Here is a 26,242-nt window from a genome sequence, read left to right on the forward strand (position 1 = left end):
GTGCGTGCATCAGGATATGGCATTGGTAGCAACTGTCGCGATCAGCTTCGTGCTGGCTGCAGGCTGCGGTTATTTTGCGGATCGGCTCCGTTTGCCGCCGCTGGTCGGGTATCTGGTTGCCGGCATTCTGATGGGCCCCTTCACACCCGGGTTCACGGCCGATACAGCCCTTGCCACCCAATTGGCCGAGATCGGCGTCATTCTCCTGATGTTCGGTGTCGGCCTGCATTTTTCTGCCGCAGATCTGATCGCTGTTCGCGGAGTGGCCATTCCCGGCGCTGTCGGTCAGATCGTCCTGGCAACGCTTCTGGGGATCGGCCTGTGTACGCTCTGGGGCTGGAACCTCGGCGCCGGATTGGTCTTCGGGCTCAGCATTTCCGTTGCCAGCACCGTCGTTCTGCTGAAGGCGCTGGAAGAGCGAAATCTGGTCAACTCGCCGAATGGCCGGGTGGCCATCGGCTGGCTGATCGTCGAGGACCTGGCGATGGTCCTGGTGCTCGTTCTCCTGCCGATCGCCGCTGAGATTCTGGGCGCTCAGGGGGCCGGGGCACATGGGGCGAGCGCCGGTACGACGCCTATTGTGCTGACGATCGTTCTGACATTGGTCAAGCTCGGTGCATTTGCCGTCCTTGCCATCGTTCTGGGACCGAGGATCGTTCCGTGGCTGCTGACTCTGGTTGCCCGCACCGGCTCACGCGAGCTATTCACACTCACCGTTCTCGCCATCGCGCTTGGCATCGCCTTCGGCTCGGCGATGCTTTTCGGTGTCTCATTTGCTCTGGGAGCGTTCTTTGCGGGCGTCATCATGAGCGAATCGCATCTGAGCCACCGGGCTGCCGCGGATTCTCTGCCACTGCAGAATGCCTTTTCGGTGCTGTTTTTCGTGTCAGTCGGCATGCTGTTCAATCCGATGATCCTGATTGACCAGCCGCTTGCGGTCTTCGCCATCGTGGCGCTGATCACGCTTGGAAAATCGCTGATTGCCGCCGGTTTCGTGCTGATGCTGGGCTATCCTGCATCGATGGCGCTGACGGTGGCGGCGAGCCTGGCCCAGATCGGCGAATTCTCCTTCATCGTCGCCGGGCTTGGGGTTTCGCTGGGGCTCATGTCGCAGGAGGGTTACGACCTCATCCTGGCCGGTGCCATTCTTTCGATTACCCTCAATCCGCTGATTTTCTGGGTTGCGGCAAGGCTGAAGACGGCACTCAGTGGTGCCGGGCCTCAGTATGGCGATCGGAAAATTAAAGTGTTGAGCCGGGAGCTTGACGTCATCAAGGCGCGGGTTGATGAGAAGGAAAGCCAACAGCAGCTGAAGAAGCAGCAACTGGTCCATACCTTTCCGCTGTTTTCCGAAGTCAACGAGCATGCGCTCGAGGAGCTTCTGCTGTTGTTCCGGCCGGCATCGGCGTCGCCAGGCGACAAGGTGATCCGGGTCGGTGAACGTGGCGATGCGATGTTTTTCATTTCGTCCGGTGCTGCCGAGGTCCGCTTGCCGGGCAATGCCGTCCTGCTGGAGGCCGGTGCTTTCTTCGGTGAGATGGCGCTGCTCAGCGGCGGATTGCGCACGGCCGATGTGATCGCCGTGGATTTCTGCCAGTTCCTGAGACTTGACCGGCGCGATTTCAACATTTTTATGGCCCGGCATCCGAGCCTGCGCGCTGCAGTCAGTGATATGGCCCGCGAGCGCAAGAAGATGAATGTGCCCGGCAGTCTCAAGAGTGGCGGGGTGGATTGATTGTTCTGGGGAAAGCGCGGGAGATGGGCTGATCCCCAATTCGCATTGCTCAAAATATCCCGGTTTTTCCCGCTACTCGTGCTTCAAGCGCAATTTTCGCATGAAAAAAGCCGACGAATGGCAAGAAGCAGTGGCGAAATTTGGTGTAGACTGCGGTTTTCGCATCCAATCCCGGAGACTGTCATGACCGCTCCACATCCCTCCAAGACTCATATCGGCAATCACAAACTGCATCCCGAGACCCTGATGCTGAACTACGGTTATGATCCGGAGCTCTCCGAAGGAGCGGTCAAGCCACCAGTGTTTCTGACATCCACGTTCGTCTTCAAGTCGGCCGAGGAAGGGCGCGATTTCTTCGATTTTGTTTCAGGCCGCCGCGAGCCGCCTGCAGGAACTGGAGCGGGGCTCGTCTATTCCCGCTTCAATCACCCCAACAGCGAGATCGTCGAGGACCGTCTCGCCGTCTATGAACGCACGGAAAGCTGCGCGCTGTTTTCCTCCGGCATGTCAGCGATTGCAACGACGTTGCTGGCATTCGTCCGGCCGGGTGATGCCATCCTTCATTCGCAGCCGCTTTATGGCGGTACCGAAACGCTGCTGGCAAAGACCTTCCTCAATATGGGCGTTGCTGCGGTCGGATTTGCCGATGGTGTCAACGAGGCGTCCGTGCAGGCGGCGGCTGAAGAGGCAATGGCGAAAGGCCGGGTCTCGATGATCCTGATCGAAACGCCCGCCAACCCCACCAACAGTCTCGTCGATGTGGCAATGATCCGCAGGATTGCCGATGCGATCGGCAGGAAACAGGGGCATACCCCGATCGTTGCCTGCGACAATACCCTGCTTGGCCCGGTCTTTCAGCGGCCGATCGAGCATGGCGCCGATATTTCGCTCTATTCGCTGACCAAGTATGTCGGTGGTCATTCCGACCTGATCGCGGGGGCGGCGCTCGGCGCAAAAACGGTGATGAAACAGGTCAAGGCGCTGCGCGGCGCCATTGGTACCCAGCTTGATCCGCATTCCTGCTGGATGCTTGGCCGGTCGCTGGAAACATTGTCGATCCGCATGGAGAAGGCCAACAACAACGCGCTCGAAGTCGCCAATTTCCTGCGCGATCATCCGAAGGTCGAAGGCATCCACTATCTGCCCTACCATGATCCGCAGTCGCCGCTCGGCAAGACGTTTGCCGCGCAGTGCACCGGGGCGGGATCGACCTTTTCTTTCGATATTCGCGGCGGCCAGCCGGCATCCTTCAAGTTTCTGAATGCGCTGCAGATCTTCAAGCTCGCCGTCAGCCTCGGCGGCACCGAATCACTTGCCAGCCATCCGGCGACGATGACCCATTCCGGCGTGCCGCTGGAGGTTCGCCAACGGATCGGCGTACTGGCATCCACCATCCGGCTTTCCATCGGCATCGAACATCCGGATGATCTGATCGCCGACCTGACGATGGCGCTGGATGCAGCCTGAGAGAATTTGTGCGATTTTTTCTTATTTTTCGCTTTGTCTTGAAATGGTTACATTCGCTTGCCATATTACGACCATGGAATTCGTTTCCAGCGGTTGACCACGGATGTACTGGCAATCGCTGTCGAGACGGGTCGGAGAGGTCGGGTTTTCACCCGGCCTTTTTCTTTGTCCGTACGTCTGCGGACTGCCCGCCGCACGGTTTTCCCTTCAAGGTGTGTTTAAGCTATCGTTTGTTATCTCGCCTTTCGCAGGGACGACCCTACTTGTCATTGCAGATGATTTAGACGAACATTTGCCGTGGCCGTCCGGCCTTCTGGCCAATTCCCTCGACAGGAGAAAATCATGCCCCTTAAATCCCTGATGGCCGTTGCAGCGCTGGCGCTTTTGGCGCTTTCTGGATGCGCAAGCACCGGCGCCGCAAACAACACCACCTATTCCCAGTATCAGGGGTATGGCCCGACGCCTGATTTCGGCGCGTCTGATCCGGGCGGCGTACGGGTTGGCTATTGATAGCCATTGAAGCATCGCTTCGAAACGTGACGCAGGTGGGGCGATTGTCCTGCCTGCCAGCACCATATCCGCCGGCTGCTGCGGCAACATGATCTGCCGATTGCGCATTTTCGCGAAAATGTCGTGTGAAGGCGGTCAGTGGTGATCCCAACTGGATTCGAACCAGTGGCCTCAAGATTAGGAATCTTGCGCTCTATCCTGCTGAGCTATGGGACCAGCCTGAAGAACCCTTACAAAAGGTGGGCGTGGAAGCCAAGTGTTTCCGGTGCGCTTTTTGGTGGTTTTCTGCGATCAGGCCTTTCTGATGTGCGTGACGCGGGCCGGGGCTGGCGCTGAACGGTTTTCCGATGATAAGCAAGGTGCGGCGAAACGGGGAGGAGACCCGGCCGCAATGGCGCCGCCTTTGACAACCAGACCCACAGAGTTTGATCCAGCATGTTCATTGGAATTGATTGGGGCGGCACAAAAATGGAGGTCATCGCGCTTGATCGCGATGGAGCAACTCTGGCACGGCATCGCATCGCCACGCCGACCAGTGGTTACGACGCCTGTATCCACGCCGTTCAAGAGCTTGTCGCTGCCGCTGAGCAGACGGCCGGCCAAGCAGGCACGATCGGCATCGGCATTCCCGGCAGCCCCAATCCGCGCACCGGCATCGTGCGCAATTCTAATGCCGTGCTCTTGAATGGCCAGCCGCTCGGACGCGATCTTGGCGCAGCGCTCGGCCGCGAGGTCCGGCTTGCCAATGACGCCAATTGCCTGGCGATTTCGGAAGCCGTCGATGGCGCGGGCAAGGATGCCCATACGGTGTTCGGGGTGATCGTCGGGACCGGCCACGGCGGCGGCCTGGCGATCGGAAAACATGTCCATGCCGGCTATCAGGGCATTGCTGCCGAAATTGGTCATTATCCGTTGCCCTGGATGACCAAGGAGGAATATCCCGGTCATAAATGCTGGTGCGGCAAACATGGCTGTCTGGACATGTATGCCTGCGGCACCGGCGTCGAGCTGGATTATCGTCTGACCACGGGTGTCGATCGGCGCGGCCGCGACATCATCGCCGACAAGCGCAATGGCGAACCGGTGGCGACCGCCGTCTATGACCGTTTTGTCGACCGGCTCGCCCGCAGCCTGGCGCTTTTGACCAATATCGTCGATCCGGATGTCTTCGTGCTTGGCGGCGGCATGTCCAATGTCGATGAAATTTACGATGAATTGCCGGATCTGATCGTCAAGTACATTTTCGGCGACAGTTTCGAAACGCCGATCCGCAAGGCGGTGCATGGTGACAGTTCCGGCGTGCGCGGTGCCGCATGGCTCTGGAAGGACTAGAAGGGGAGAGCAGGATGATTATCGAAGCGGATTTGGAGCGTATTGCCCTTCAGGAAAAGGAATTGCAGTTCGATAGTTTCAGCCTGGAAACCGGCTGGGCGCTGGGATCGCTGCTGCGTGAGATGGCGGTGGAGCGCAAACTCGGTGTCGTTATCGACGTAACACTGTTTTCCATGCCGGTGTTTTACGTGGCGCTCGAAGGTTCGACGCCCGACAACCCGAGCTGGGTGCGCCGCAAGCGTAACTGCGTCTTCCGGTTTCTGAAAAGCAGCTATGCTGTGGGCTTATCCTTGGCCAAGTCGCAAAGCACTCTCCAGGAGAAGTTCGGCCTGCCTGACGCTGAATTTGCGCCTCATGGCGGCAGTTTCCCGATTGTCGTCAAGGGCACCGGCTGCATCGGCGCGGTCACCGTTTCGGGCTTGCCGCAGCGCGACGATCACATCATGGTCGTTGAAGCGCTTGCCCGGCTCCTCGGCAAGGATATTGCCGGGTTGACGCTTAGCGAATGAGACTGAACGGATAGATGACCATGGATATTACCGGTTTTTCTGCGAAACTGAACGAATGGCTTTCCGAGAAGGCTCTGCCGCTCTGGCGGGACAAAGGCTTCGACGCAGGCAGCGGCGGTTTCGTCGAGACCATCGACATGGTGGGGCAGCCGACGCGGGCGAACCGCCGTTCGCGCGTCCAGCCGCGCCAGGTCTATTGCTTTGCAGAGGCCGGGCGGCGCGGCTGGCCAGGCGACTGGCAGACGGTCGCCAATGATGGCATCGCCTATTTCGACCGGGTCTATCTGCAGCCGAGCGGATTTTACGGTGCGCTCGCTGATGCCGACGGCAATCTCATCGATGCGTCCTTCGATCTCTACAATCAGGCTTTTGCACTTTTGTCCTTCGCCTATCTGGCGCAGGTTTTCCCCGGGCGCAGCCAGGAGATGATTGACCGCAGCAACGCGCTGCGCGACAGGTTGGATGCTCATTTTAAGCACCCTTTGGCAGGCTTCGAGGAGGATAGTCCTTCCCGTCTGCCGCTGTGCTCCAATCCGCATATGCATCTGTTTGAAGCGTGCCTTGCCAGCGAGACGGTGGAGGGGTTCGATACTGTTGCCTGGATCAATCTTGCCGATGAGATCGCTTTCCTCTGCATGGAGCATTTCATCGACCGGGAAACCGGCGCGTTGCGTGAATTCTTCGATCACGACTGGGCACCGATGCCCGGCGACAAGGGCCGTATCGTCGCGCCCGGCCACCAGTTCGAATGGGCCTGGCTGTTGTTGCGCTGGGCCGAGCGGCGCGGCAATGCCGATGCGCTGGTCAAAGCCCGGCGGCTGTTCGAAATCGGCGAACAATATGGCATTGCCCAGCCGCGCGACGTCGCCGTCATGACGCTGTTTGATGATTTTTCCGTCGCCGATCCGATCGCCCGGTTATGGCCGCAAACGGAATGGCTGAAGTCGGCAATCCGTTTTGCCGCGTTCACACAGGGCGAGGAGCGTGAACGTTATCTGCGGTCCGCCGTCCGTGCTGCAACCGCATTGCAGAGCTTTCTCGATACGCCGGTTGAAGGCCTTTGGCGTGACAAGCAGAAAGCAGATGGCGTCTTCGTCGACGAACCGGCACCGGCCAGCAGTTTCTACCATATTCTGTGCGCCATCTACGAATTGGACGATTGCCTGAAGCGGCTATAAGCCGGGATATGGTCTCGCTTTTCCAAACGACCCGCCTCCGGAAGAGGCGGGTCGTTTTGTTTCCGTGGGCTCAAATAACAAACAGATATATTGACATAAAGATATCTTTATGTGATCTCTGATTTGCAGTTTATTGTCGTTTTCAGAACGGGAGATTTCCCATGTCCGCCATTGATGCACTTTTCGGTGCCGTTTTACCCAAGCCGGATGGATCCGAAGTCATGGCCGCGCTGAAGGCGGCGGCGCGTGAACGCATCCTCATCATGGATGGCGCGATGGGTACGGAAATCCAGCAGCTGGGCCTTGGTGAAGATCATTTCCGCGGCGACCGGTTCGTTGCTTGCGAGTGTCATCTGCAGGGTAACAACGACCTCCTGACGCTGACGCAGCCGGGCGCGATCGAAGAAATCCACTACAACTATGCCATCGCCGGCGCCAACATCCTTGAGACCAATACGTTCTCTTCTACGTCGATCGCCCAGGCCGACTACGGCATGGAAGCGATGGTCTATGAGCTGAACCGCGATGGCGCCCGCCTTGCTCGGCGTGCCGGGTTACGGGCGCAACAGGTCGATGGCAAGCGCCGCTTCGTTGCTGGCGCGCTTGGCCCGACCAACCGCACGGCCTCGATCTCGCCTGATGTCAACAATCCTGGTTACCGCGCAGTCAGTTTTGACGATCTGCGCATCGCCTATACCGAGCAGCTGCGCGGCCTGATCGACGGCGGCACCGATATCATTCTGATCGAAACCATTTTTGACACGCTGAATGCCAAGGCGGCGATCTTTGCGACCGAGGAAGTATTCGTTGAGATGGGCATCCGCCTGCCGGTGATGATCTCCGGCACGATCACCGACCTTTCCGGCCGCACGCTATCCGGCCAGACCCCGACCGCCTTCTGGCATTCCGTGCGTCATGCCGATCCTTTCACCATCGGCCTCAACTGCGCGCTCGGTGCCAACGCCATGCGCGCCCATCTCGCTGAAATTTCCAGCGTCGCCGATACGTTCGTCTGCGCCTACCCAAATGCCGGCCTGCCCAACGAATTTGGCCAATACGATGAAACGCCGGACGAAATGGCTGCCCAGATCGAGGGCTTTGCCCGCGAAGGTCTGGTCAACGTCGTCGGTGGCTGCTGCGGCTCGACACCTGCTCATATCCGGGCTATCGCGCAGGCTGTTGCAAAACATGCGCCCCGCGAAATCCCGGAAGTGCCGCGGCTGATGAAGCTGTCCGGCCTGGAGCCGTTCACGCTGACCAAGGACATTCCCTTCGTCAATGTCGGTGAGCGTACCAACGTCACCGGTTCGGCCAAGTTCCGCAAGTTGATCACTGCTGGCGATTATGCGGCAGCGCTCGATGTGGCCCGCGATCAGGTGGCCAATGGCGCCCAGATCATCGACATCAACATGGATGAAGGCCTGATCGATTCGAAACACGCGATGGTCGAGTTTCTCAACCTGATCGCTGCCGAGCCCGACATCGCCCGCGTTCCGGTGATGATCGACAGTTCGAAATGGGAGATCATCGAGGCGGGCCTGAAATGCGTTCAGGGCAAGCCGCTGGTCAATTCGATCTCGATGAAGGAAGGCGAGGAAGCCTTTCTGCATCACGCCCGGCTTTGCCGCGCCTATGGCGCCGCCGTCGTGGTTATGGCTTTCGATGAACAGGGGCAGGCGGATACGCAGGCACGCAAGGTCGAGATCTGCACCCGCGCCTACAAGCTCCTGACGGAACAGGCCAATTTCGCGCCAGAAGATATCATCTTCGACCCGAACGTCTTTGCTGTGGCTACCGGTATCGAGGAACACAACAATTACGGCGTCGATTTCATCGAAGCGACGCGCGAGATCATCAATACCTTGCCGCATGTGCATATTTCCGGCGGCGTTTCCAACCTGTCCTTCTCCTTCCGCGGCAACGAGCCGGTGCGCGAAGCGATGCATGCCGTGTTCCTTTATCACGCCATTCAGGCGGGGATGGACATGGGCATCGTCAATGCCGGTCAGCTCGTGGTCTATGACCAGATCGAGCCGGAGCTGAAGGAAGCCTGCGAGGACGTCGTTCTCAACCGTCGCGCCGATTCGACCGAGCGCATGCTGGAACTTGCCGAGCGCTTCAAGGGCACCGCCGGAAAGGAAGCCAAGGAGCGGGACCTGAAATGGCGCGAATGGGCTGTCGAAAAGCGGCTTGAACACGCGCTGGTCAATGGCATCACCGAGTTCATCGAGGCGGATACCGAGGAAGCCCGGCAGAATGCCGAGCGGCCGCTGCATGTCATCGAAGGCCCGCTGATGGCCGGGATGAACGTCGTCGGCGATCTCTTCGGCGCCGGCAAGATGTTCCTGCCACAGGTGGTGAAATCCGCTCGCGTGATGAAGCAGGCGGTCGCCATTCTCCTGCCTTACATGGAAGCCGAACGGTTGGCCGGTGGCGGGCTTGGCGAGCGCAAGAGCGCTGGCAAGGTGCTGATGGCGACGGTGAAGGGCGATGTGCACGATATCGGCAAGAATATCGTCGGCGTCGTTCTGGCCTGTAACGATTATGAAATCATCGATCTCGGCGTCATGGTGCCTGCGGCCAAAATCCTGGAGGTCGCCCGTGAAAAGAATGTCGATATCATCGGCCTGTCCGGTCTGATCACTCCCTCGCTCGACGAGATGGCGCATGTGGCGGCCGAAATGGAGCGCGAGGGCTTTGATATTCCGCTGTTGATCGGCGGCGCGACGACCAGCCGTGTCCATACCGCCGTCAAGATCCACCCGCGCTACAATCAGGGCCAGGCGATCTACGTCACCGATGCCAGCCGCGCTGTCGGCGTGGTCTCCAGCCTGCTGTCGCCGGAAATGAAGGGCGGTTACATCGATACCGTCCGGGCCGAGTACAAGAAGGTCGCGGATGCGCATGCGCGCAACGAGCTGGAGAAGCAGCGTTTGCCGCTGGCCAAAGCCCGTGCCAATGCCCAGAAAGTCGATTGGGACGCATACCAGCCGACGACACCATCGTTCCTCGGTACGCGTGTTTTCCAGAACTGGGACCTTGCGGAACTGGCTGAATACATCGACTGGACACCGTTCTTCCAGACCTGGGAGATGAAGGGCGTCTACCCGAAAATTCTAAACGACGAACGTCAGGGCGAAGCCGCCCGCGCGCTGTTTGCCGATGCGCAGGCCATGCTGGCCAAGGTCATTGCGGAAAAATGGTTTGCGCCGAAGGCTGTTGTCGGCTTCTGGCCGGCTGGCGTGGTCGGCGACGATATCCGTCTGTTCACCGACGAAAGCCGGAAAACCGAGCGCGCCACCTTCTTCACGCTGCGCCAGCAGATGGCCAAGCGTGATGGACGGCCAAACGTTGCGCTGTCGGACTTTGTGGCCCCGGTCGATAGCGGCAAGCAGGATTACCTCGGTGGCTTCGTCGTCACTGCCGGTATCGAGGAAGTGGCGATTGCCGAACGCTTCGAACGCGCTAACGACGACTATTCCTCGATCATGGTCAAGGCGCTGGCCGACCGTTTTGCCGAAGCCTTTGCCGAACGCATGCATGAATATGTCCGCAAGGAACTCTGGGGCTACGCCGCCAGCGAGACCTTTGCACCGAGCGAGTTGGCTGGCGAACCTTATGCGGGTATTCGCCCCGCGCCCGGCTATCCGGCGCAACCGGATCATACCGAGAAGGCAACGCTGTTCGATCTTCTGAAGGCGGAAGACGAAATCGGCGTCACCCTGACGGAAAGCTATGCCATGTGGCCCGGCTCGTCCGTCTCAGGGATCTACATCGGCCATCCGGACGCTTATTATTTCGGCGTCGCCAAGGTGGAGCGGGACCAAGTCGAGGACTATGCCGAACGCAAGGACATGCCGGTTATCCAAGTCGAGCGCTGGCTGGGGCCGATCCTGAACTATGTCCCGGCACCGAGAGCCGAGGCGGCGGAATAAAATTTCCGCATTCCGGACAATGTTGTTTGCACGCTCCTGATTTGATATAGGAGCGTTCATCGAATTCCGGATCTTGGAGCATTGGCATGGGAGCCGCCAAATCGGCAGACAAGTAAGCCGCAACAACCATTCTTGTTGTTGCGGCGATCTGTTGAACCCAATCCCAGCTTAAGCTGACAGGCAGACGCCGCCAAATGGACTCATTTGAGCGGATTTTTCTATGTCTACAAACTCCCGTGTCTGGGCCTACTCCCTGCCGGCAACTGTGTTGCTGATGGCCCCGTTCGATATTCTCGCCTCTTTGGCGATGGATATCTATCTCCCTGTGGTTCCGGCCATGCCCGGAATTCTCAATACCAGCCCGGCGATTGTTCAGCTGAGCCTGAGCCTTTATATGGTCATGCTCGGCCTTGGACAGATCGTGTTCGGACCGATTTCCGATCGTATCGGCAGACGCCCGGTGCTGATCGGCGGTGCGCTGTTGTTTGCCGTCGCGTCGTTCTGCCTTGCTGCGTCTTCGACCGCTATCCCGTTCATCGTCTTCCGGTTTCTTCAGGCTGCCGGGGCGTCCGCAGCTTTGGTGGCAACGTTTGCGACCGTTCGCGATGTTTATGCGGAGCGTCCGGAAAGCGCGGTGATCTATAGCCTTTTCAGCGCGATGCTGTCCTTCGTGCCGGCTCTTGGTCCGATTGCAGGCGCCGTGCTCGCCGATGGGTTGGGCTGGCGCGCCATCTTCGTGGCCCTGGGCGCCTTCACGATCCTGGCGCTCGTCAATGCCGTGTTTCGCTGGCACGAAACGCGGCCGGTAGCTGCGGTAAACACGAAGCGTTCAATCCTGCCGATTTTCATAAGCTTGGCGTTCTGGACCTATACGCTCGGATTCAGCGCGGCCATGGGCACGTTCTTCGTGTTTTTCTCGACCGCGCCCCGGGTGCTGATCGATGGTGCGGGTTTCTCCGAGGTAACGTTCAGTCTGGCTTTCGCCACCGCGGCTTTTGCCATGATCGTTACCACGCGCTTTGCCCGGACATTTGTGGCGAAGTGGGGCATTTCCGGCAGTCTCGCGAGAGGAATGCTGCTGCTGCTTTTGGGGGCCGTCCTGCTGAGCATTGGCCAGCTCTTTGGCGCCGCGTCCTTCCTCACCTTCATCATGCCGATGTGGGTCATGGCGATCGGTATCGTCTTTGCGGTTTCGGTGACGGCCAACGGCGCGTTGAAAGGCTTTGACGATATCGCCGGGACAGCGGTTGCGTTCTATTTTTGTATCCAGAGCCTGATCACCGGTATTCTCGGAACGCTGGCGGTCATCACTTTGCGAGGTGATACGGCATGGCCACTGGTGGCCTATTCCTCCATCATGGCGGTCGTGGTTCTTACCGCGCTGGCCTTGCTTCGCCGCCAGAAAATATTGGGATAATGGAATTGGGCAGGGCAGCATTCGCCGTCCTGCCCAATTCCGGATGTTTGGATTGGGAAAGGCGCTTCGTTGGGTGTATTCAACCACGCGTTCGGCATAGCCACGTCAATATATGTTCAGCCGAGAAAGAGTGCGGAGAATTCATGGCCGATAACAAGCTCGACACGATCGCCCTTCTCAAGGCGATTGCCGATAGCCCGAAGCGCGATAACAGCGCCTACCACCGGGCGATGGCCGAGGCGCGTCAGGCCTTTGAAGATGCGGAGATTGCTCTTGGTGGTCCGGTGCGGGTGCGGACCAAAAGCAAGATGAAACGCAGCGGCGAATATACCGTCAAGTGGACATTCAAACGTCTGGATTGAACCTGGCGCGGCATAAAAAGCGTCAAGCGAGCGTACCGGATTATCACGATTTCATTTTTTTAGGTGATCCATGGCACAAAAGCGCTGTTTGAAACGTTTCCTCTGGGAAAGGTAAAATGGTGATTCAAATGAAGATGTTCGCAATCATCGGTCTGTCGCTGGCCACCGCCTTTTCAAGCGTTGTGCCGGCACAGGCATTTCCATCCGTCGAACGGCCGAAGGTAGAAGTTTCGGATGTTCAACAGGTCGAGTCCTATCGCAGTTCCTGGGGCATCGGCCGCTATGGCGGCAACCGCGGCCCTTACATCAGGCGCAACTATCGCAATGGCGGTTACTACGGTCATCGCGGTTATTACAATAATCGGCGCTATTACGGTGGCTATAACGACAACTTTGGTGCAGCGTTTGGCGGCCTTGCCGCAGGTGCAATCATTGGTGGCATTCTGGCGCAGCCGAGATACTACGGCGATGACAATCGCTATTATGGTGAGCGCCGATATTATCGTACGGGCGGTTCGCACGCCGATTGGTGCTATGCACGCTATCGCTCATACCGGGCCTATGACAACACGTTCCAGCCGTATAATGGCGGCCGTCGTCAGTGCATTTCGCCCTACTGACATTCGGGAGTGCTGAATTTCGTTCACGATGGGCAGGATGTGATTGTCCTGCCCGATTTGGCGAATGGCGCCCTATCTGGCTGAGTTTTTATTCCTTGATATACCATCCCCATGGTTCACTGCTGTTGAACCGGGTGATCTGCTTGGTTTCCAGATAATTCGACAAGCCCCACCGGCCGAGTTCCCGGCCGATGCCGGATTGCTTGTAGCCGCCCCAAGGCGCTTCCACGAAGGTGGGCTGTGAGCAGTTGACCCAGACAATGCCGGCGCGAAACGCCTCGGCGACGCGTTCGGCGCGAATCACGTCCTTCGACATGACGGCGGCGGCGAGACCGAAGCGGCTATCATTGGCCATGCGGATCGCATCGTCCTCGTCCTTGAACGGTTTGACGCAGACGACGGGGCCAAAAATCTCTTCCTTCCAGACATAGCTGTCCTCGCTCATGTCAGTCAGAACAGTCGGCTCAAGGAAATAGCCGCTGTTGAGCCCCGCCGGGCGGCTGCCGCCATAAGCGACGGTGGCGCCGTCGATGCGAGCGCGGTCGATGGCAGAGACGATCTTGTCATATTGTCCCTTTGAGACGATCGGACCGAGCAGCGTGCCGTAGTCCATCCCGTTGCCGATCTTGATCTTGGCTGCCTCCTCGCAAAGGCGCGAAACGACGGCATCGTAGATCCCGGCCTCGACCAGTACGCGTGAGGTGGCCGAACAGACCTGACCCTGATTCCAGAAGATGCCGAACATGATCCATTCAACGGCTTTTTCGATGTCGCTGTCGGCAAAGATCACAAAGGGTGATTTGCCGCCGAGTTCGAGACTGACGGTCTTGATGTCCTGCGCGCCCGCCATCATCACTTTGCGGCCGGTGGAGACCGAGCCCGTAAAGGCAAGCTTGTCGACCAACGGATGTTCGGTCAGGGGCTCACCTGCCTGCATCCCGGTGCCGGTGACGATATTGAGCACGCCGGCGGGAAGATCGACTTCCTGCGCAATGATACCGAGTTCGAGGGCTGTTAGCGGCGTCAGCTCCGAGGGCTTCAGCACCATGGTGCAGCCGGCGGCAAGGGCCGGTGCGACTTTCCAGGAGACCATCAGCAGCGGATAGTTCCAAGGCGTGATGGCGCCGACGACACCCAGCGGTTCGCGCACAACTCTTGATGAGAAGCGAGGCTCGTTGAGCGGGATCGTTTCTTCCGGATGATGATCAAGTTCTTCCGCAAGTTCGGCGTAGTAATTGAAGCATCCCGCTACGTCATCGATATCCCAGAGTGCTTCGGGCAGTGGCTTGCCATTGTCGGCGACTTCGAGCCTCGCGAGAAAATCGCGCTTCTCGGTGATCTTGGCGGCGATGGCGCGCAGGTAGACGGCGCGCTCAGTGCCGGTAAAATGAGGCCATGGCCCTGAATCGAAGGCGTAGCGGGCGGCCTTGACGGCCTTGTCGATGTCGCCGCTAGTGCCTGCCGGCGCCTTGTGAATGACCTGTTCGGTGGCGGGATCGATGACATCCAGCGTGCCACCCTTCTCAGGCCTTACCCACGCACCGTCGATGTAAAGCCTGTCCTGCATATGTCGCCGTCCCCTCTTAAATCAGATCAAGTATTGCCTTTGCGGCCACCGTAACGCCGGCGGCTTTTTTCATCGTCGCGGAATTGGCTGCAAGTGTATCGTTCAAAGCGGAATTGTCGAGCAGGCCGGTAATCGCCGACACCAGTTCATCGTCCGTCCAGCGGTAGCGGTCGATCCGCGCGCCGACACCGACATCTTCGGTGCGCCGGGCATTGTCGTGGCCGTCCCAGCAGAACGGCATGACGAGCGATGGCACACCAAAATAGAGCGCCTCGCAGAAGCTGTTATTGCCGCCGTGATGGATGAACAGACTGGATTGCTCGACGACGGACGGTTGCGGAAACCAGCTTTCGAGGAAGACGTTGTCAGGGATGCGGTTGTACTCGTCGCGCCATGGCCCGACATTGACGATAAAGCGATAGGGCAAGGTCTCGAAAACGCCGATCATCCGCTTGATCATCGACACGTCCATGGCGCCGAGACTGCCAAAGCTGGTAAGCACCAGCGGTGCATCCTGATGCGAGGCAAAATGCGGCAGCGTATAGGGCGCTTCCTGCCGGACGCAGCCATCGAGATAGACGAATTTCTTGGAATCGAGCGGGTTTTCGCGCTGGAAACGCACAACGTCAGGCGACAGGAGCAGGTTGAGATAGGGCGAGTTTTCGAGGAATTCGCTTGGCGGCAGCGGGCTGAGGCTGCATTCGGTCAAAAAGGCGTTCATCCGTTTCTGAGCCGGGGCCACGGCCTTGGCATAGGATCGCGCAAAGGCAGACCATGGCGCGCCTATCTCTCCGCCGCAGCCGGAGAGATAGGGCGGCACCTGTGGATCGGGCAGCTCGGTCTCGGCGCAGGAAACGACGCGAACCCAGGGCACGCCGGCGTTGGCGATCGCTGGAAACATCACGACGTTGTCGAGCACGATGGCTGCCGGCTTTAGCTGTGCCAGCAGTTGGCGAAGTGGTTCTTCCGCAGCGATTGCCGTATCGACGATCGCTTCCCAGGTTGGGGCGACATAGCTTTTCACCTGCTCTAGCGGTGTTTGCCGGAAGGCATCCTGATGCCGGTTGATGAAGTCTGTCCAGTCGGTCTGGCTTTCCGCTCCCGAAGGCTGCAGTTGATACTCGGGAAACCCGTACTCGCTGAAGACGCCGCGAAAGCCGGGATGGCAGATGAAGACCGGTCGTGCGCCCAACCGGCGCAATTCCTGGGCGATGCCGACACAGTTCAGCGCTGCGCCGTAACTGGCTTCCGGGAAAAAGGCGATCACCTTGGGCTGGCTCATGCGTGCACCAAATATCTATCCCACGATCTTGAAGACGGGCGGGACGCCGCGCCCGGCAAGGCGTGGCCGCTGCGAATGGGAAAGCTGGATATGCACGCGCATCAGGTCGGCCGCAAGCTCAAGCTGGCCGCGCTCGATCTGTTCCAGCATCTGGATATGCTCCATGTTGGACTGCATCAGCCGGAAGGCATTGACATGCACTGGCGGCTGGCTGGACCGGCGGCGACGGTGATGACTTGAGAGCGCTTCGGACATGAAAGGGTTGCCGCAGCTTCTGGCGATCAGCATGTGAAAGTCGAAATCGGTGCGCTCGAACAGTTTCTGGTCAAAACCGCTTTCCGTCATCGAGCGCAGGATCTCCATCGATTGCCGGAGCGAGGTAATGGCCGCGATGTCGCGGCGAAAGCCCGGCATGGTCAAGGCGAGGGGTTCACAGGAAAGGCGGTATTCGAAACTCTTGGCGATGGCGTCGCCACTGATGGCGAATTGCTTGATCAGCCATTGCTGACCGGCGGCCCGTTCGGCGAGATTGTCTTCGGCCAGTCTTGTCAGGGCATTTTGTACTGCGTTTCTGGATGCGTCATAGCGGCGCTGCAGGGTGGCAACGGTCTGGGAATCGCTGATGCGCCCGGCCGAGACGTCACGCAGGATGGCGTTGTAGAGTTCGGTTTCTTCGGCCGGCTGGGTGGTGTCTTCGAGGCCGGGGAACGAGGCAGGGTCGATGGCGAGCAGATAGCCACCTTCCACTTCCGCCGTGACGATCGATTTTTCGGCCAAGAACTGCAGCGCCTTGCGGATCGGGGTGCGCGAGACGTTGCAACGCGACGCGAGTGCCTGTTCCGGCAGCCGTTCGCCACGGCTCATTCCGCGTTCTGTTGCGATATCAAGTATTTTTTGCGCCAGTTCAACATGGCGATGATTTACCTTTTTCGCCTCTGCTTCCATCGCCATAACCTTTGAATTCCATAGAGTAACGGGCATGCTGCATCTTCTTCAAAAGGTCTGCAAGAGCATTTGTTAAATTTTCGCCGATGTTACGATTTCGTATTGACGTATTTTTTTTATAAATAATACTGCCTGACGAAGCGAGGCATAGACCGGATAACCGGCGCGCCGCTTTGGGAACAGAGGTTGAACCCTCAGGTGAGGCATTGCGTATTGTCGCGATACCTTCCGGGATGATGGTTTTGCGCATGCGGTGGTGATCCAAGGTCGCTTGGCATCCGGCTGCGCCAGCAACGGGAGACTACCCTTGAAAACGTCAGTGAAACTGCGCCTGGCCGGTCTTGCCGCGACAGCCACGATCCTTTCGGCCGGAACGGCGCTGTCTGCCGATCTGGTGATCTCCAACTGGGCCGGATACATGGCGCCCGATATCGCCGATACCTTCAAGGCGGCGACGGGGCTGACCATCGAGGTGGTCAATCACGCCACCAATGAAGAGATCATGGGCAAGCTGATGGCGGGCCAGGGCAAGGGTTATGATGTCGTGTTCGTCTCTTCGCCGTTCGCGCATATTCTCAACGGCCAAGGTTTGTTGGAGCCGCTCGGCGCGGAGAAAGTGCCGAACCTCAAGAACCTCTATCCGCAGGCGACCAAGCTCGCATTCGATCCTGGCAATAGTTATGCCGTTCCCTATGCCTGGGGCACGACCGGCCTTTGCTATCGCTCCGACCTCGTTGAAGGCACGCCGGACAGCTGGTCCTATCTGCTCAATCCACCGGAAGCGCTGAAGGGCAAGATCACCATGCTCTCGACCGATCGCTGGCTGATGGGCGCGGGCCTGCTCTACAAGGGATATTCGGTCAACGAAAAGGACCCGGCCAAGATCGAAGAGGCGAAGAACGCCCTGATCGAGGCGAAGAAGGGCCTGCTCGCCTATGACGATACGACGTTCTTCTCGAAACTCGTGTCCGGCGAAGCCTCGCTGGTTCAGGCCTGGGACGGCTGGTGCAACTACGGCATTGCCGAAAACGACAAGATCAAGTTCGTCGTGCCGAAGGAAGGCTCTGACCTCTGGATCGATACGATGGTCGTGATGAAGAATTCCGAGCACAAGGAAGCCGCGATGAAGTTCCTTGACTTCATCCTCGAGGCAAAGAACCACGCCTGGGCCGCCTCCAACATCTTCTATGAAGTGCCAAACAAGCCGGCGATGGAAAGTCTCGATCCGGAGCTGATCAAGAAATACCCGACCATGGGTGTCTCGCCTGAAACGCTAGTCAAATATGAGGAACTTCAGGATCTCGGCGAAGCACAGCGCGACTATTCGCGTGCTGTCAGCGAGATCAAGGCGGCGAACTGAGCCGATTTCCCTTCTCCCTGCGTGCGGGGAGAAAGTGCCCGAAGGGCGGATGAGGGGCAATTCTGTCCAAAAGCCCCTCACGCCAGCCCTCTCCCCGCAGGCGGGGGAGAGGGGGCATTTCAACTTCCGGAGTCCTTTTCTTGTCCTCGCAGACGGTTCGTTCCAATCTCATGGCTCTGCCTGCCGTCGCGTGGCTCGTCCTGTTCATGGTCGTTCCTTGCCTGATCATCCTTGCCTATGCGTTTCTGACGCGCGGGCTCTATGGCGGCATCGAATACACATTCACGTTGGAAAACGTCCAACGCGTTATCGACCCGCTCTACGCCAAGATTTTCCTGACATCGGTGCGCATCGCCGGGCTCGCAACATTGCTGGCGATCCTGATCGCCTATCCGGCTGCCTATGCGATCTGCCTGGCACCGAAGCGGACGCAACCGTTGCTGCTGTTCTTTGCCGTTTTGCCGTTCTGGAGCAATTACCTGATCCGTACCTATGCCTGGATCGTGCTTCTCAACCGCGAGGGGCTGATCAACAACATGCTGCGCTGGTTTGGCTATGAGGGTGAGCCGTTGGCTCTTCTTTATAGTGAAGGCGCCGTCATCACCGGTCTGGTCTACAATTATCTGCCGTTTGTGATCCTTGCGATCTATTCCAGCCTGTCGCGGCTGAACGGCGAGTTGATAGAGGCCTCACGCGATCTTGGGGCGGGACGGGTGAAGACATTCTTCCGCGTGACCTTGCCGTTGACCATGCCGGGTGTCGCCGCCGGTGGCGTCTTCGTCTTCGTCCTGTCGATCGGTAATTTTGTTACCCCAGCATTGTTGGGTGGCGGTCGGTTCCAGATGATCGGCAACCTCGTCTATGACCAGTTCCTCACCGCCAACGACTGGCCATTCGGTGCCGCACTCGGCATGGTGCTGATCGCCATCATGATCGGGCTCCTCCTGTTGCAGGCCCGAGCCTCGGCGCGGTTCAGCGGCGAAAGGCAGGAGACCGCCAATGGTTGACGCCCTGCGCACCAAGTTGACCGGCCGGACAATTCTCGTCCTGGTGTTCGGCTTTCTCTATCTGCCGATCGCGGTTCTGGTTCTCCTGTCGTTCAACGAAAGCGGCCTGCCGACCACCTGGTCTGGCTTCTCGTTCCGTTGGTATGTCTCGCTCGCCAACAACAGCGATATCCTGCACGCAGCGTGGAATACACTGGTGGTGGCGATCTTTGCGACGCTGATTGCGACCGTGCTCGGCACGATGCTGGCGCTCGGTATGGAAACCCGCAAGCGTAAAAGTACACCGCTGGAGGCGCTGGCGTTTGCGCCGATGGTCGTTCCCGACATCGTGCTGGCCGTGGCGCTTCTAACCCTGTTTTCGCGCCTGAACGTGACGATGGGCCTTTCGACGATCATCATCAGTCACGTGATCTTCGACCTCGCCTTCGTTTGCTCCGTGGTGCGCGCCCGCTTGAAGAATTTCGACTTCTCTATCGTCGAGGCATCGCGGGATCTCGGCGCCTCGTCGTTCACGACCTTCTGGCGGATCACCTTTCCGGTTTTGCTGCCAGCCATCATTGCCGGTGCGCTGCTTGCCTTCACCCTGTCGGTCGATGAATTCATCATCGCCTTCTTTACCTCAGGCGCTGGCCGTTCCTCGATCACTTTGCCCATGCAGATCTATTCGATGATCCGTTTCGGGGTGACGCCCGAGATCAATGCGCTCGCCACCATCGTCATGGGCGTCAGCGCTGCCGCCCTTCTTCTTTCGCAATGGCTGAACAAAGAACAGATGACCCGATGAACACTTTTTCCAAAGCCCCGGTTCTGGCGGTCGATACTGTCGTCAAGCGTTTCGGCAAGACCATCGCGGTCAACGGCCTGTCGCTGGATATAAGAGAGAACGAATTTTTTGCGCTGCTCGGTCCGTCCGGCTGCGGCAAGACCACGTTGCTGCGGATGATCGCCGGGTTCGAAGTCCCGGACCAAGGCCGCATCCGGCTGGCAGGCATCGATATCACCGAGCAGGCCCCGGAAAAGCGGCCGCTCAATCTGATGTTCCAGTCCTATGCCCTGTTTCCGCATATGACGGTTCGGCAGAACCTGGCTTACGGTCTGGAAATGGAGCGGCTTGCCAAGCCGGAAATTTCGGCCCGCGTCGATGAGATGTTGAAGACGACGGACCTGCAGGCATTGGCCGAGCGCAAGCCGGCGGAACTCTCCGGCGGGCAGAAGCAGCGCGTGGCACTGGCGCGTGCGCTGATCAAGCGTCCGAAGGTTTTGTTGCTCGATGAGCCGCTTGGCGCACTCGACAAGAAGTTGCGTGAAAAGATGCAGCTGGAACTGAAGCGGCTGCAACATGAAGTCGGAATCACCTTCATTATCGTCACGCACGATCAGGAAGAGGCGCTTGTTATGGCCGACCGTGTTGCCGTGCTGAAAGATGGCAGCATCCTGCAATGCGGCACGCCGGAGGAAGTTTACGAGCGGCCGGCTAACCGTTTCGTTGCGGGCTTCATCGGCGTGATGAATTTCATCGAGGGCGAGATCGGCAATGACGGGCTGTTCCACGCGGGGGGCGAAGCATTCGCCTGTGACACGGACGCTCTGCAACGCAATACCAAGGCGGTGCTGGCCATCCGGCCGGAGAACATCACGTTGAAACCGGCTGGCTCAGGGATCGCCGGAACAGTCGTCGATGCCGCCTATCACGGCCTCGACCGTCAGCTTTACGTCAAGACAGCTCTATCTATGGCGCCGCTTCAGGTTCGGGTGGCGGCAACCGGAGCAGACGTTGTGCGCCCGGGGGCGGCGGTGTCGCTCGGGTTTGATGCGGCGGCTTGCCGGATTTTTCAGGACTAAGGAAAACAAGAGGGAACTGATGTCCAAGACGATTGCATTCTTTCCGGAAGCGGCCTTCGGCCCGGCGCTCAATTCTGTCGGCATCGCGCAGGCCGTCGAGGCGCTCGGCCACAAAGCGGTCTTCCTATCCGATCCGGGCTTTGTTGATGTCTACAAAGGCTATGGGTTTGAGGCCTATCCGGTCAATCTATCGGCTCCGATGCCGCCCGAGCAGATGGCGAAGTTCTGGGAAGATTTCATCAACGGCCATATCCCGAACTTCCGAAAATCGCCTTACGACCAGATCGACAATTATGTACGCGATTGCTGGGAGGCGATCGTCGATAGCGCAAAGTGGGCTGAGAAGGATCTGCCGGGCGTTCTCGCCAAGATCAAGCCGGACCTCATCTGCGTCGATAACGTCATCCTATTCCCGGCAATCAAGCAGTTCGGCAAACCCTGGGTGCGGATCATCTCCTGCTCGGAGAACGAGATCGAGGACGACAATATCCCGCCGCATCTCTCCGGCTGCCGCCAGGACGATCTGGCTGGCCATGCCGCCTACCGCGAAAAATTCAACGAAGTGATCAAGCCGATCCACGAGGATTTCAACGGCTTCCTCGCCTCGACCGGGGAGGACACCTATCCGATCGGTCAGTTCTTCGAAGCTTCACCCTTCATGAACCTGCTTCTCTATCCAGAGTCAGTGAAGTTCGATCGTGAGCATCCGCTCGATCCAGACCAGTTCCAATATCTCGAAGGCTGCGTGCGCAAGGAAAAGCCCTACGACGTCCCGGTCTTTTCCGAGAACAACGACAAGCCGCTTCTTTATATATCATTCGGCAGTCTTGGTGCTGGCGACACCGATCTTCTGAAACGGCTGATCACAACGATCGGAAAGCTTCCTTACCGCGCACTCGTCAATGTCGGAGACTATAAGGACCAGTATGTCGACCTGCCCGGTAATATAATTGTCGAAAGCTGGTTCCCGCAGCCTTCCGTTATTCCGCAGATCGACGCGGCCATCCACCATGGTGGCAACAACTCGTTCACCGAGTGCCTCTATTTCGGCAAACCGGCGATTATCATGCCCTACGTCTGGGACGGTCACGACAATGCGACCCGCGTCGATGAGACGGGACACGGCTTCAAGATGCCGCGCTACGACTGGACCGACGAGGAACTGGCGGCCCGGCTCGAGGCCTGCGTCACTGATTCAAGGATGAAGGCGAAACTGGCAGCCACCTGCGCGCATATGCAATCGCAGAACGGTCCGGCAAAGGCCGCCGGAATTCTCGATCAACTGGCAAACACGGGGAAGTTCGATGGCTGAGCCTTCATCCGCACCGCATATCTACAACGCCACGACCACCGGCGATCTGGTCGATTGGGGCATGCAGCCCGATAGCGTCGAGGGACAATCGAAATCGACCGGCCGCCTGGTGCACAAGGGGCCGAACAACCAGCCGGAATCCGGCATCTGGGTCTGCACGCCCGGCCGCTGGCGTTTATCCATCCCGCGTGACGAATTCTGCCATTTCGTCGCTGGCCGCGCGATCTATCGCTCTGATGAGGGGGAGGTGATCGAGGTGGGAGCAGGGACGGTGGTGATGTTCCCAGGCGGCTGGACCGGCGAATGTCACGTGATCGACACAATGCGGAACATCTACATGCTGGTCTGACCGGCGAGACTTGAGACTACCGCAGCGGTTTCTTGGCGTTTCTCGAAACGCTGCCGCTTCCCAAAGAAAAGACGAAAGGAAACACGCCATGACTGCCACGCCACTGATGCGCAAGCCGCTTGAACAAACTGACCTCAAGGATTGGGGCGTCATCACGACCATGATCGAGGGTGAAAGCCGCACGACCGGAAAGCTGATCCACAAAGGCCCGAACGGCGAATCCGAATGCGGCCTCTGGGTCTGCACCCCCGGCAAGTGGGATTGCCACGTCACCCGCGATGAGTTCTGCCACTTTCTCGAAGGCCGCTGCACCTATGTGCACGAAAGCGGCGAAGTGATCGAGATCACCCCGGATACGGCGGCCTTTTTTCCGCAGCACTGGAAGGGCGTCTGCACCGTCCATGAGACGATCAAGAAGGTTTACATGATCCGCTGAGGATTTTGGCGGCCGCCTCACCACAAGCTTGAAGTCTCCGAAGTGGAAAACACCATGTTCAATCCAGCCGAGCCCGTTTTTTACCGGCACCCGCTCTACATCAAGGCGACGGGTGAGCGCCACACGGTGATCAACCCCGCCACGCTTGGAACCGAGGGCGCATTTGCCGAAACCACAGGTGCCGAACTCGATGCCGTGCTGTTTGCGGCCAGGCGTGCCCAGACGGATTGGAAACGCCTCGACGCCAAAAGCCGTGCCACCATTCTGCACCGGATCGCCAACCGGATCGAGGCGACGGACATGCGGATTTGCGCCGAGCTGATGTCGCGCGAGATGGGCAAGCCCTATCCGGAAGCGATTGGCGAGGTTGCCAATTGCGCTGGCGCCTTCCGCTACTTCGCCGAAATGGCCCGCGATGAGGCCGGCAAGGTGGCGGGCACGACGCAGGCCGGGTCGTTCCAGTATGCGCGCTATGAAGCGCTCGGGACCAGCGTGCATATCATGCCGTTCAATTTCCCGATCCTGCTGATGTGCTGGACGGTGGCGGCCTCGCTTGCATCCGGCAATGCCTGCATCATCAAACCGGCACTGGCGACGACACTCTCGACGCTGGAATTCATGACTGTCTTCGAGGCTTTGCCCGAGGGCTTGATTGCCTGCGTGCCCGGCGGCGCCGAGGTGGGACAATATCTGATCGCCTCGCCGCTGACACACGCCGTCGCCTTCACCGGCTCGGTCGCCGCCGGCCGCGCCGTGGCCTCGGCGGCGGCAGGCCAGATGAAGCCCTCGGTGATCGAGGCCGGTGGCAGCGATCCGATGATCATCACCGCACATGCACCGCTCGATGTCGCGGCCGCCGGCGCAGTCACGGCTGCTTTCCATCTCTCCGGTCAGGTTTGCACATCGGCCGAACGTTTCTTCGTCGTCGAGAGCGTGCACGATGCTTTCATCGAGAAATTTGTGACGGCGGCCCGCCGTCTGCGCGTTGGCAATGGCCTGACCCGAGCCGAGATCGGCCCACTGGTCAGCGAAGCCGCGCGGCAAAAAGTGATCCGGCTTGTGGAGGATGCGAAGTCCAAGGGCGCAACCGTTGTCCTCGGCGGCAAGATCCCGGAAAGCGAGCCGGTCGGCTGGTTCTATGAGCCGACCATCCTCACCGGCTGCACGCCGGATATGGCGATCATGCAGGAGGAGTGTTTCGGCCCGGTTGCCGCCGTCGCCCGCGTTGCGGATTTCGATGAAGCCGTGCGGCTTGCCAATGACAGCCCGTTCGGTCTCGGCGCTTCCGTGTTCACCACCAGCCTCGAAGAGGCGATGGAGGCGGCAGAGCGGCTCGAATCCGGCATGGTCTGGGTCAACAACCCGATGATCGACAATGATGCGTTGCCGTTCGGCGGCTGGAAGGCGTCAGGTATGGGCCGCGAACTCGGCCGCCAGGGTCTCGATGCCTTCCGCCGCTCGAAAATGGTGATCATCGACCACAAGCCGGTGATCCATGAGTGGTGGTATCCCTATCCCGACAGCTGGTTCTACGAGGAGGGCGGGCGCAAGCACGTCTGAGAACCCAACCGTCTCCGTTTCGAAGAAAGTAGCACGTCATGAAAATCTCCATTCTCGGTGGCGCCGGCCTGATGGGCGCCGGTATCGTCCGCGATCTGGTTTCCGACCGCGCCATTGTCGATATCTCGACGATCCGTATCTGCGACACGTCGCGCGAACGCATGGACAGTCTCATCGCCGACCTCGGCGATTCGCGCCTCGAACTGTTTGACCTGGACGTTACCGATCCGGCCCGGCTGGCCGAGGCGATCTCGGCTGCGGATCTCTGCATCAATTGCGTCCCGACCCTGCTCGGCTTCCAGATGACCATCTTCGAGGCGGCTTTGTCAGCCAGGGTTGCTTATATGGATCTCGGTGGCCTCGGCACATTCACCGTCAAGCAGATCGCCGAACATGAGCGCTTCAAGGCGGCTGGCGTGACCGCGGTTGTCGGCGTCGGTGCCGATCCCGGCATGTCCAATGTCATTTGCCGGGCGGTGGCCGATGAACTGGATACGATCGAGAAGATCAATCTCTATTGGGCGGCCGAACTGACGGGCGATGAAAACCCGATCCTGATGCCGCCCTATAGCGTCTCGACGGTACTCGCCGAATATGCCCATCCCAGCACGCAGTTTTTTGGCGGTAAACATGTCGAATGCGCGCCGATGACGGGTAGGGAAGTGCTCGACCTTCCCGAGCCTTGGGGACGTTGCGAATTCATGTACTCGCCGCATTCCGAACAGCTGACCGTACCGCTCGCCGATGGCATTCGCGACAAGGGCATTCAGGAATTCACTTGGAAACTGCATCTGCCGCACCGCGAGCATGAAGCCTGGGTCGGTCTGGTGAAGGCCGGGTTTGGTGATTTCAACGATCCGGTCGAGATCGGTGGCGTGTCGGTGAAGCCGCTGGACGTGCTCAATGCCGTCATCCAGCGCAACATCGCCCGCAACCCGCACCGCATTCCGCAGCAGGAGAGTTCGGAGATCCATTTCGCTATCGGCCGGGGCATGAAGGACGGCAAGCCGGTGGAGGTCCGCTACGAGGTGATCGTTACGCCGGATGAAATGTATGCCCCTTATGTGGATGCGGGCACCTCGATGAGCGCGTCGATCGCAGCCCAACTGGTTTTGAAGAACCCGAAGCGGCCCGGCGTCTGGGCGCCGGAGGAATATTTTACGGCCGCTGATTTCTTCCCTGAACTGGAGAAACGAAAGTTCAAGGTGAGCCACAGTGTAAAGGCGCTTTAGGGCGCCTTTGACCTCCTCCGTGCCCATTCCAATTTTGACCATTTGGACAAGATTTCGTTTGTTTGGTTCTGGTGTTTTTCGCCGGATTCGGCTGGTTTTTGCCGTGTATAAGAAAAGCGTAGCGATAACAGCCGCTTATCAGAAATCTGATTTTCTTTCCCCGTCTGTGTTGACTTCTTTTGGGGTGTGGGACTATAAACCGCTCACCAACGAGGGCGGCGGCGCTGCTGGCGACCGACGAACTCGCTCTGAAGTTTCTTACGAAAGTTTGGTGCGGATTGTGGG

General features: G+C 58.9%; 24 protein-coding genes and 1 tRNA gene. 20 read left to right on the forward strand and 5 right to left on the reverse strand.

Going from position 1 to position 26,242, the window contains the following annotated elements; genetic code table 11:
- Positions 1-4 precede the first annotated feature (4 nt).
- The 3 genes from R6X40_RS28350 (at position 5) to R6X40_RS28360 (ending at position 3,712) form a co-directional block, all read left to right on the forward strand.
- Positions 5-1,735 (forward strand): cation:proton antiporter, encoded by a 1,731-nt coding sequence (locus tag R6X40_RS28350; protein ID WP_318418171.1) that lies wholly within the window; start codon positions 5-7, stop codon positions 1,733-1,735.
- Between the two features lie 183 nt (positions 1,736-1,918).
- Positions 1,919-3,202, forward strand: coding sequence for a cystathionine gamma-synthase family protein (locus R6X40_RS28355; protein WP_318418173.1), 1,284 nt, complete (start codon positions 1,919-1,921; stop codon positions 3,200-3,202).
- A gap of 342 nt (positions 3,203-3,544) precedes the next feature.
- Positions 3,545-3,712: a hypothetical protein gene (locus R6X40_RS28360; RefSeq protein ID WP_318418175.1), complete on the forward strand. Its 168-nt coding sequence runs from the start codon at positions 3,545-3,547 to the stop codon at positions 3,710-3,712.
- 139 nt (positions 3,713-3,851) lie between these two features.
- Here R6X40_RS28360 and R6X40_RS28365 read toward each other — a convergent pair.
- Positions 3,852-3,928, reverse strand: a tRNA-Arg gene (locus tag R6X40_RS28365).
- A 219-nt stretch (positions 3,929-4,147) separates the two neighbouring features.
- Between R6X40_RS28365 and R6X40_RS28370 the strand changes: the two genes are divergently transcribed.
- The 7 genes from R6X40_RS28370 (at position 4,148) to R6X40_RS28400 (ending at position 13,065) form a co-directional block, all read left to right on the forward strand.
- Entirely contained in the window at positions 4,148-5,044 is an 897-nt protein-coding gene (locus tag R6X40_RS28370) for an ROK family protein (protein ID WP_318418177.1), read from the forward strand.
- Between the two features lie 14 nt (positions 5,045-5,058).
- Entirely contained in the window at positions 5,059-5,553 is a 495-nt protein-coding gene (locus R6X40_RS28375; RefSeq protein WP_318418179.1) for a heme-degrading domain-containing protein, read from the forward strand.
- A gap of 14 nt (positions 5,554-5,567) precedes the next feature.
- Positions 5,568-6,731 carry an AGE family epimerase/isomerase gene (locus R6X40_RS28380; RefSeq protein ID WP_318418181.1) on the forward strand — a complete coding sequence of 388 codons (1,164 nt, stop codon included), beginning with the start codon at positions 5,568-5,570 and terminating at the stop codon, positions 6,729-6,731.
- 161 nt (positions 6,732-6,892) lie between these two features.
- Positions 6,893-10,666, forward strand: coding sequence for a methionine synthase (gene metH / locus R6X40_RS28385; RefSeq protein WP_318418182.1), 3,774 nt, complete (start codon positions 6,893-6,895; stop codon positions 10,664-10,666).
- Positions 10,667-10,886: 220 nt separating this feature from the next.
- A complete protein-coding gene (gene cml, locus R6X40_RS28390; RefSeq protein WP_318418183.1) occupies positions 10,887-12,083 on the forward strand; it encodes a CmlA/FloR family chloramphenicol efflux MFS transporter in 1,197 nt (398 codons plus the stop codon).
- Between the two features lie 143 nt (positions 12,084-12,226).
- Entirely contained in the window at positions 12,227-12,445 is a 219-nt protein-coding gene (locus R6X40_RS28395; RefSeq protein WP_318418185.1) for a hypothetical protein, read from the forward strand.
- A gap of 128 nt (positions 12,446-12,573) precedes the next feature.
- Positions 12,574-13,065, forward strand: a complete 492-nt coding sequence (locus tag R6X40_RS28400) for a BA14K family protein (protein ID WP_318418187.1) — start codon at positions 12,574-12,576, stop codon at positions 13,063-13,065.
- An 88-nt stretch (positions 13,066-13,153) separates the two neighbouring features.
- On the opposite strand, the gene R6X40_RS28405 is transcribed toward R6X40_RS28400, so the two are convergent.
- Genes R6X40_RS28405 through R6X40_RS28420 form a run of 4 tightly spaced genes read right to left on the reverse strand, consistent with a single transcriptional unit; the run spans position 13,154 to position 17,109 of the window.
- The gene (locus R6X40_RS28405; protein WP_318418189.1) at positions 13,154-14,632 is read right to left on the reverse strand and encodes an aldehyde dehydrogenase family protein; all 1,479 of its coding nucleotides are present in this window, start codon (positions 14,630-14,632) and stop codon (positions 13,154-13,156) included.
- Positions 14,633-14,648: 16 nt separating this feature from the next.
- Positions 14,649-15,914, reverse strand: a complete 1,266-nt coding sequence (locus tag R6X40_RS28410; protein WP_318418191.1) for a glycosyltransferase — start codon at positions 15,912-15,914, stop codon at positions 14,649-14,651.
- 15 nt (positions 15,915-15,929) lie between these two features.
- Entirely contained in the window at positions 15,930-16,778 is an 849-nt protein-coding gene (locus R6X40_RS28415; protein WP_318418193.1) for a GntR family transcriptional regulator, read from the reverse strand.
- Between the two features lie 40 nt (positions 16,779-16,818).
- The gene (locus tag R6X40_RS28420; protein WP_318418195.1) at positions 16,819-17,109 is read right to left on the reverse strand and encodes a hypothetical protein; all 291 of its coding nucleotides are present in this window, start codon (positions 17,107-17,109) and stop codon (positions 16,819-16,821) included.
- A 57-nt stretch (positions 17,110-17,166) separates the two neighbouring features.
- On the opposite strand from R6X40_RS28420, the gene R6X40_RS28425 reads away from it, so the two are divergent.
- From R6X40_RS28425 to R6X40_RS28470, 10 genes are all read left to right on the forward strand, one after another.
- Positions 17,167-18,219, forward strand: a complete 1,053-nt coding sequence (locus R6X40_RS28425; protein WP_318418197.1) for a spermidine/putrescine ABC transporter substrate-binding protein — start codon at positions 17,167-17,169, stop codon at positions 18,217-18,219.
- A gap of 170 nt (positions 18,220-18,389) precedes the next feature.
- Positions 18,390-19,226 (forward strand): ABC transporter permease, encoded by an 837-nt coding sequence (locus R6X40_RS28430; protein ID WP_318418224.1) that lies wholly within the window; start codon positions 18,390-18,392, stop codon positions 19,224-19,226.
- Positions 19,219-20,010, forward strand: a complete 792-nt coding sequence (locus tag R6X40_RS28435) for an ABC transporter permease (protein ID WP_318418198.1) — start codon at positions 19,219-19,221, stop codon at positions 20,008-20,010. Before R6X40_RS28430 ends, R6X40_RS28435 begins: the two co-directional genes overlap by 8 nt.
- Positions 20,007-21,068: an ABC transporter ATP-binding protein gene (locus tag R6X40_RS28440; protein WP_318418200.1), complete on the forward strand. Its 1,062-nt coding sequence runs from the start codon at positions 20,007-20,009 to the stop codon at positions 21,066-21,068. Before R6X40_RS28435 ends, R6X40_RS28440 begins: the two co-directional genes overlap by 4 nt.
- Before the next feature lie 16 nt (positions 21,069-21,084).
- Positions 21,085-22,380, forward strand: a complete 1,296-nt coding sequence (locus R6X40_RS28445; RefSeq protein ID WP_318418225.1) for a glycosyltransferase — start codon at positions 21,085-21,087, stop codon at positions 22,378-22,380.
- Positions 22,373-22,729: a cupin domain-containing protein gene (locus R6X40_RS28450; protein WP_318418202.1), complete on the forward strand. Its 357-nt coding sequence runs from the start codon at positions 22,373-22,375 to the stop codon at positions 22,727-22,729. The genes R6X40_RS28445 and R6X40_RS28450 overlap by 8 nt, the downstream gene beginning before the upstream one ends.
- An 88-nt stretch (positions 22,730-22,817) precedes the next feature.
- Entirely contained in the window at positions 22,818-23,165 is a 348-nt protein-coding gene (locus R6X40_RS28455) for a cupin domain-containing protein (RefSeq protein ID WP_318418203.1), read from the forward strand.
- Positions 23,166-23,219: 54 nt separating this feature from the next.
- A complete protein-coding gene (locus R6X40_RS28460; protein ID WP_318418205.1) occupies positions 23,220-24,725 on the forward strand; it encodes an aldehyde dehydrogenase family protein in 1,506 nt (501 codons plus the stop codon).
- A gap of 38 nt (positions 24,726-24,763) precedes the next feature.
- Positions 24,764-25,957, forward strand: coding sequence for a saccharopine dehydrogenase family protein (locus tag R6X40_RS28465; RefSeq protein ID WP_318418207.1), 1,194 nt, complete (start codon positions 24,764-24,766; stop codon positions 25,955-25,957).
- A 19-nt stretch (positions 25,958-25,976) separates the two neighbouring features.
- Positions 25,977-26,242 (forward strand): hypothetical protein (locus tag R6X40_RS28470; RefSeq protein ID WP_318418209.1); only part of this gene is annotated, 266 nt, incomplete at its 3' end.

The organism is Rhizobium sp. PL01, assembly GCF_033447125.1.
Classification (GTDB): domain Bacteria; phylum Pseudomonadota; class Alphaproteobacteria; order Rhizobiales; family Rhizobiaceae; genus Pararhizobium.

What these genes read in the sequence shown, in the direction of transcription:
- R6X40_RS28355 (WP_318418173.1), top strand. Translation starts at nt 1,919, where the DNA reads ATGACCGCTCCACATCCCTCCAAGACTCATATCGGCAATCACAAACTG.
- R6X40_RS28360 (WP_318418175.1), top strand. Translation starts at nt 3,545, where the DNA reads ATGCCCCTTAAATCCCTGATGGCCGTTGCAGCGCTGGCGCTTTTGGCG.
- R6X40_RS28370 (WP_318418177.1), top strand. Translation starts at nt 4,148, where the DNA reads ATGTTCATTGGAATTGATTGGGGCGGCACAAAAATGGAGGTCATCGCG.
- R6X40_RS28375 (WP_318418179.1), top strand. Translation starts at nt 5,059, where the DNA reads ATGATTATCGAAGCGGATTTGGAGCGTATTGCCCTTCAGGAAAAGGAA.
- R6X40_RS28380 (WP_318418181.1), top strand. Translation starts at nt 5,568, where the DNA reads ATGACCATGGATATTACCGGTTTTTCTGCGAAACTGAACGAATGGCTT.
- metH (WP_318418182.1), top strand. Translation starts at nt 6,893, where the DNA reads ATGTCCGCCATTGATGCACTTTTCGGTGCCGTTTTACCCAAGCCGGAT.
- cml (WP_318418183.1), top strand. Translation starts at nt 10,887, where the DNA reads ATGTCTACAAACTCCCGTGTCTGGGCCTACTCCCTGCCGGCAACTGTG.
- R6X40_RS28395 (WP_318418185.1), top strand. Translation starts at nt 12,227, where the DNA reads ATGGCCGATAACAAGCTCGACACGATCGCCCTTCTCAAGGCGATTGCC.
- R6X40_RS28400 (WP_318418187.1), top strand. Translation starts at nt 12,574, where the DNA reads ATGAAGATGTTCGCAATCATCGGTCTGTCGCTGGCCACCGCCTTTTCA.
- R6X40_RS28405 (WP_318418189.1), bottom strand. Translation starts at nt 14,632, where the DNA reads ATGCAGGACAGGCTTTACATCGACGGTGCGTGGGTAAGGCCTGAGAAG.
- R6X40_RS28410 (WP_318418191.1), bottom strand. Translation starts at nt 15,914, where the DNA reads ATGAGCCAGCCCAAGGTGATCGCCTTTTTCCCGGAAGCCAGTTACGGC.
- R6X40_RS28415 (WP_318418193.1), bottom strand. Translation starts at nt 16,778, where the DNA reads ATGAGCCGTGGCGAACGGCTGCCGGAACAGGCACTCGCGTCGCGTTGC.
- R6X40_RS28420 (WP_318418195.1), bottom strand. Translation starts at nt 17,109, where the DNA reads ATGCGCAAAACCATCATCCCGGAAGGTATCGCGACAATACGCAATGCC.
- R6X40_RS28430 (WP_318418224.1), top strand. Translation starts at nt 18,390, where the DNA reads ATGGCTCTGCCTGCCGTCGCGTGGCTCGTCCTGTTCATGGTCGTTCCT.
- R6X40_RS28435 (WP_318418198.1), top strand. Translation starts at nt 19,219, where the DNA reads ATGGTTGACGCCCTGCGCACCAAGTTGACCGGCCGGACAATTCTCGTC.
- R6X40_RS28440 (WP_318418200.1), top strand. Translation starts at nt 20,007, where the DNA reads ATGAACACTTTTTCCAAAGCCCCGGTTCTGGCGGTCGATACTGTCGTC.
- R6X40_RS28450 (WP_318418202.1), top strand. Translation starts at nt 22,373, where the DNA reads ATGGCTGAGCCTTCATCCGCACCGCATATCTACAACGCCACGACCACC.
- R6X40_RS28455 (WP_318418203.1), top strand. Translation starts at nt 22,818, where the DNA reads ATGACTGCCACGCCACTGATGCGCAAGCCGCTTGAACAAACTGACCTC.
- R6X40_RS28460 (WP_318418205.1), top strand. Translation starts at nt 23,220, where the DNA reads ATGTTCAATCCAGCCGAGCCCGTTTTTTACCGGCACCCGCTCTACATC.
- R6X40_RS28465 (WP_318418207.1), top strand. Translation starts at nt 24,764, where the DNA reads ATGAAAATCTCCATTCTCGGTGGCGCCGGCCTGATGGGCGCCGGTATC.